4 protein-coding genes are annotated in these 4,033 nt (G+C 77.2%); all 4 read right to left on the bottom strand.

Annotated elements, in window-relative coordinates; genetic code table 11:
• Positions 1-30 precede the first annotated feature (30 nt).
• On the bottom strand, positions 31-1,734 hold the full coding sequence (locus RH94_RS20865; protein ID WP_073949036.1) for an aKG-HExxH-type peptide beta-hydroxylase: 1,704 nt from the start codon (positions 1,732-1,734) through the stop codon (positions 31-33).
• 90 nt (positions 1,735-1,824) lie between these two features.
• Complete coding sequence (locus RH94_RS20860) at positions 1,825-2,049, bottom strand: hypothetical protein (RefSeq protein WP_073949035.1); 225 nt, start codon at positions 2,047-2,049, stop codon at positions 1,825-1,827.
• 126 nt (positions 2,050-2,175) lie between these two features.
• Positions 2,176-3,297 carry an effector-associated domain 2-containing protein gene (locus RH94_RS20855; protein WP_073949034.1) on the bottom strand — a complete coding sequence of 374 codons (1,122 nt, stop codon included), beginning with the start codon at positions 3,295-3,297 and terminating at the stop codon, positions 2,176-2,178.
• Positions 3,294-4,033 (bottom strand): alpha/beta fold hydrolase (locus tag RH94_RS44075; protein ID WP_234425919.1); only part of this gene is annotated, 740 nt, incomplete at its 5' end. The genes RH94_RS20855 and RH94_RS44075, both read right to left, overlap by 4 nt.

The following is a 4,033-nucleotide window of genomic DNA, read 5'->3' as shown; positions in this document are numbered from 1 at the left end:
CGCCGTCCGCCGTCCGCCGTCCGTTCGGTGTCAGGCGTCGGGCAGTGGCCGCGGCAGTTCCGGACGGGCGAGCATGCGGCGGGCCGTGCGGCCCGGACCGAGTACGGCGCGGGCGACGATCCAGCCGGCCAGGGCGTGCGGTTCGGCCGGGTCCCGGGCGAGCGCGTCGGCGTATCCGGCGAGGGCCGTCGCCGGGTCCCCGGCCGCGAGGTGCTCGTCGGGAGTGCGGGGAGCCGCGGGGCGGACGGCGAAGGCGAGGGTGCGTACGTCCGGCCAGAAGGTACGGTCCGGGCGGAGTGCGGGCTCCGCGGCCGGGGCGACGTTGCGCAGCCGCCATTCCGTGCGGTGCAGGGCCGCGGCCGTACGGGCGCGGCCGAGCGCGGCCGGGGACACGGGTTCGCGCAGCCAGCCGTCCAGGGTGCGGGCGAGTCCCGAGACGAGGGCGTGGCCCTGGGCGGTCAGGCGGCCGCTGGTCAGCAGGGTGCGCACGACCAGCCGGCTCTGGGTGCGGCGCAGCGCGAAGTGGTAGCCGGCCGTCTCGGCCTGCCCGGGGTCCCGGGCGGCGTTCAGACGGTCCCGCCAGAAGCCCGCGACGCCGGTGAACGCGTAGGCGCCGTGCAGCAGGCCGGTGAGGTGGCGGGGGTCGGCGCGCCAGGGGGCGTAGTAGCGCTCCTCCCGGTCGTCGTCGAGCAGCGGGAAGAGGTGGATCAGGGCGGCGAGCTTGCTGTGCTGGAACTCGTGCACCAGCGTCTCGGCCAGCGCGGGCGCGGCGGCGGGACGGGCGATCACCATGCCGCCGTAGGAGTCGCCGCTGGAGGCCGACACCGGCGTGGTCGGCGGGTCGGAGGGCACGGGGCCGGTGCGGCCGAACGGCACGACGGCCCGGATCGCGGCCGGGTCGATCCGCCCGGGACCGGTCCCGCCGGGCACGGCGAGCAGCGCGGCGGCCTCGCCGAACAGGCGCTGCCACGCCGCGGCCTCCGCCGCTGCCAGCCGGGCCGGTGGCAGGGGGTCGTCGAGGTCGCGGTAGGGGCCGAGGTCGTCCAGGGGGATGGCGACGGCTCCGGCGGGGCCGTGGTGGGTGAGGGTGCGCAGGGGCAGCCAGCCCGCGTTGTCGTCGTCGGCCGCCACGCGCGCGTCCGGTCCGGCTCCCAGCGGTGCCGTGGTCGGGCGACAGGTCAGGAACGCGGGGCCGGCGTCGCCCTCCGGACCCGTGAGGGTCAGTTCACCCGCGTGCGTGCGGGCCAGGCCGACCTCGGCGTGCCGGGGTCCGGACGGCAGCCGGGCGAGTCCGAGGCCGGGCAGGAAGAGGGCGCCGTCGGTGAGGACGACCCGCAGGGCGGTCCCGGTGCCGGCGCACAGGGAGGCCGCGACGGCCAGGGCGTTGAGGTGGCCCGCTTCCACCCACAGCGGCGGGCCGGTCGCGGTGCCGTGCGTCCGTCGCAGCAGGTGGGCGATCCAGCCGCCGGTCGCCGGGGCGAGGAGCAGCCGGTCGACCGGCCCGGGCGCCCGCTCTGCCGCCTCCTTCAGCACGCGCCACGCCTCGGCGGCCGGCGTCAGCGGCGTGGGCAGTCGCTCGAGCCGGTCCAGCAGCGTGCGCAGGAGCAGCAGCCGCCGTGCCCGTTCCCCGCGCTCGAGGACGGCGACGGCCTGCGCGGAGCCGCCGCCCGCGGCCAGTTCCGCGAAGAGGTGTGCGGGCACCCGGAACGTGTCCCGGTGCTGCTCACTGGACATGCGCGGGTGACCTCCAGTCGGGGCGGTCGCGGGGAGCCGCGGCACGGCGCACCTGGTCGTCGCGAGCGGGTGCGCCGGGCGGGGGGCGGGTCATTCGGCCCGGCCCGGCTCGCCCCCTCCCCGCATGCTGCTGCGGGCGCGCAGGACCTCGTCGAGCAGCCGGGCGCCGGGCCGGAGCGGGGCGAGACCGTCCACGGCGGTCAGCGGCAGGGCCGCGAGATCCGCCAGATCCGACTGCCAGACCTCGGCGCCCGCCGTGGTGGCCGACGCGCGGGCGGCGGCTGTGGCGTTGCCCGGAGCGGGCGGCTGGTCCAAGGTGCGTCCCCCTTCTCGCACGGTGGCACTCGATGCCCCGTTCCTTTCATGATGGCCATTCCTGCCCGGGTCGAAAACCATACGATCACGCCACCCGATCGCTTCGGAATCGTTCGGCCGCTTTGTCTAGGACGCCAAGTCCCTGATCGCGGCGGCGAGTTCCTCCTCGCGTTCCGGATCGTCGTCCATGGAGACCACGACGTCGAACAGGTCCCACAGGGCTGCCGGGCGGCGCCGGGCGAGCCCGTTGAGGATGTTCAGGGCGTCCGTGCGGGCCCTGCTGTGGCGGGCCAGCGTTCCGGTGACGGAGGGGTCGAGCGCGGCGACCATCGCCTGCCGCTCGGCGGGGTCGTTCATCAGCGGATAGGCCAGGAGGGCCGCCACGGCCCGCTGCAACGGTGCGAGCGGGCGGGGCCCCGGAGGGGGTGCCGGCGGGGGTGCCGGGGCGGGCAGGATCTCGGTGCGTTCGGGGCTCCGCAGCCGGATCTCGGGATGCTGCAGAGTACGGCCCGCTTCCCTGTGGGCCGCAATGCGTGCCCGGACGGCGGGAAACAGTTCCTCCGGATCGGGTGGCGCGGGCAGGACGGCGGCGCGTTCGGCCAGCAGGGCGAGCAGGACCTCGGAGAAGAGCCCGGTGCCGCGTACCGGGTCGTTGGCGGCGGCCCGGCCGCGGCCCGCGGCCCGCAGCACGGTCTGCTGGTGGGCGAGGTCGTGCCGCCCGACGGGCAGGGCGTCGGGCGGCAGCTGCTCCCGGAAGCCGAGCGCCTCCTCGAAGGTCTCGCAAGCGTCGACGACCCAGAGTTGTTCGGCGAAGGCGGGTACGGCGTCCCCGGCGTACCGGGCGAGCGCGGAGTCCAGGTCGATGGCGAGCTTGTCGGCGGGGGTGGCGTCCGCGCAGAACAGCCGGAGCCGGTCGGCGCGGTCGAGGACGCCGTGGCCGCCCCACCACACCCACAGGACGTCGCCCTGCCGCGCGGGCAGGTCGCGCACGAGGACGCGGCGCAGCGTGGCGTGGTCGGCGCCCCGGTACGGCACGTCGGGTGCGTACGGCGGCAACGGGGCCAGGTGCAGGAGCAGTTGGTCCTCGGGAACCCCGGCCGTGCGCAGCAGCCGGTGGAAGCGCACGGCGTCCCGGGCCGGGCCGGGCAGGTCCCAGTCCGCTCCGGCGTCGTAGGCCTCGATACCCACGATCAGGGCGTGCACGCGGGCCGGGTCGGCCCGGGGTGCGGACGGCGCCGGGCCTGTCACGGCAGCCGCTCCACGATGTGCCGGTAGACCGCGGGATGGGACCAGTAGGCGCTGTGCGCGGCGGGGAAGGGCTGGCGGCTGTCGACGGGCACATCGGTGACACGGCCCGGGAAGAGTCCCGCGCCGACGTGGCCGAGCAGGTCACGGGGGTCGTAGAGGTTCAGCCAGTCGGGAACGTGCGGGGGCAGGGGCGCGGGGTGTTCGAGCGAGGGCAGGGAGCCGGACTCGTAGAGGAAGGGGCCCTGGGAGCCGGCGGTGACCAGCAGACGGACCGCGGGCAGCGGGGCGGAGACCAGCGTGTCCAGGGCGATGACGCCGCCGAGGCTGTGCCCGACCAGCGCGACGGGCGGCTGGAGCCCGGCGACCAGGTCGCGCAGGCCGGCCCGGACGGCCGCGCCGCGGCTGAGGTAGCGCATGATGTCGCCGGCGGCCGGGTGGACGGCCTCCGTGAGGGCGCGCCGGCGGCGCACGGCGGCACGGGAGGCGGCGGCACCGGCCGTCCGCAACGCCAGGGAGCGCAGCCCGCGTTCCGTGCCCCCGGGACTCGCGCCCAGGGTCCGGGCCAGTCCGGCGGTGACGGCGTCACGGGTGTCGCCCGCCGGGATCAGGGGGGAGTCGGCGTCGAGCAGGCCCGCGACGACGCTCGCGGCCAGGCTGCGGGCGGCGAGGGTGGCGAGGTCGCCCGGGTCGAGGGCGCCGGCGGCGCGGGCGAGCAGCGGCTCGGCGGCCAGGCGGG

It is taken from the genome of Streptomyces kebangsaanensis, assembly GCF_001906585.1.
Lineage (GTDB): Bacteria > Actinomycetota > Actinomycetes > Streptomycetales > Streptomycetaceae > Streptomyces > Streptomyces kebangsaanensis.
The sequence above is the reverse complement of the archived record's forward strand: the minus strand, read 5'-3'. Positions and strand labels throughout refer to the sequence as shown.

What these genes read in the sequence shown, in the direction of transcription:
- RH94_RS20865 (WP_073949036.1), bottom strand. Translation starts at nt 1,734, where the DNA reads ATGTCCAGTGAGCAGCACCGGGACACGTTCCGGGTGCCCGCACACCTC.